The organism is Acinetobacter sp. 5862, assembly GCF_024494585.1.
In the GTDB taxonomy this organism is placed as follows: Bacteria; Pseudomonadota; Gammaproteobacteria; order Pseudomonadales; family Moraxellaceae; genus Acinetobacter.
In genome coordinates this window covers 1-929 of sequence record NZ_JANHGP010000087.1, presented here as the reverse complement: position 1 = coordinate 929, position 929 = coordinate 1, and the positions used below count along the sequence as shown (strand labels likewise).

1 protein-coding gene and 1 pseudogene are annotated in these 929 nt (G+C 32.5%); both read right to left on the bottom strand.

The window, feature by feature from the left end; translation table 11 throughout:
* Positions 1-6: 6 nt before the first annotated feature.
* Positions 7-399 (bottom strand): annotated as a pseudogene (locus tag NO346_RS14620) (transposase family protein); the annotation flags it as partial.
* 37 nt (positions 400-436) lie between these two features.
* Positions 437-760: a transposase family protein gene (locus NO346_RS14615; protein WP_162622378.1), complete on the bottom strand. Its 324-nt coding sequence runs from the start codon at positions 758-760 to the stop codon at positions 437-439.
* Positions 761-929: the final 169 nt, after the last annotated feature.

Here is a 929-nt window from a genome sequence, read left to right as displayed (position 1 = left end):
TTTCAATCAATTTAATTGTTTATCTTTCACCCAATCTAAATTGTATATGCCAGCAAGTAAATTAAACCGCAGGTTTAATCTTTTACGACGATTTCTATATACACAAGATAAAATCTTAAAACATTTCATCCTTCCAAATACATGCTCTACTTGAATTCGTCTACGACCAATCTCTCTATTTAACTTTTTTAATTCAGAATCTAGTTTTTCAGTTTTCTTTGCTTTAGATGGCATGAGGCATCCAAAACCCAATTTTTTTATCCCTAAATACCCCTTATCAACGATAAAAAAGGGCTTAAATTTTAATTTCCTCATACTTTTTTTAAATATTTTAAAATCATGCATGCTTCCATGACTTCCACATACACTCAGTATTTCACCTGTTGTATAGTGCATAGATAGCTGAAATTTAAAGGTATGTCGCTTCTTTTTACCGCTATACCATTTCTTCTGTTTTTTTTGGACGTTGAACTAATATTTCAGTTGCATCAATCACAACAACTTCCCAATCCACTTCATCTCGATTAGGAAGTTGTTTTGGCAAGTTAAATTTTCCAGAACGGATTAAGGTATCTTCAATAACACGTGTGATACGAATTGCACTCGTTTCAGATACACCGTAACTCATACCAAGATGGAAAAATGTTCGATATTCTCTCCAATATTCTATACATAAGAGCAAACGATCTTCCAACGGTAATTTATGCGGTCGTCCTTTACCAATATGACCAGGTAAATGCTTATTTAGCTCGGCCAACATGAGGTTAAATGTAGCCCAACTAACACCGGTAAGCCTACGAAACTTAACGTCTGATAATTTTTGAATATCTTTGAATTTCATCCAAGGATTATCTCTTGAATTAAATAATTTTGCTGATTAATTTAAGATCAAATAAATTGTACGTTTTTTGATTTATGACGGAAGTCTA

Excerpts from the sequence above, each read along its gene's own strand:
- NO346_RS14615 (WP_162622378.1), bottom strand. The coding sequence starts at position 760 with ATGTTGGCCGAGCTAAATAAGCATTTACCTGGTCATATTGGTAAAGGA.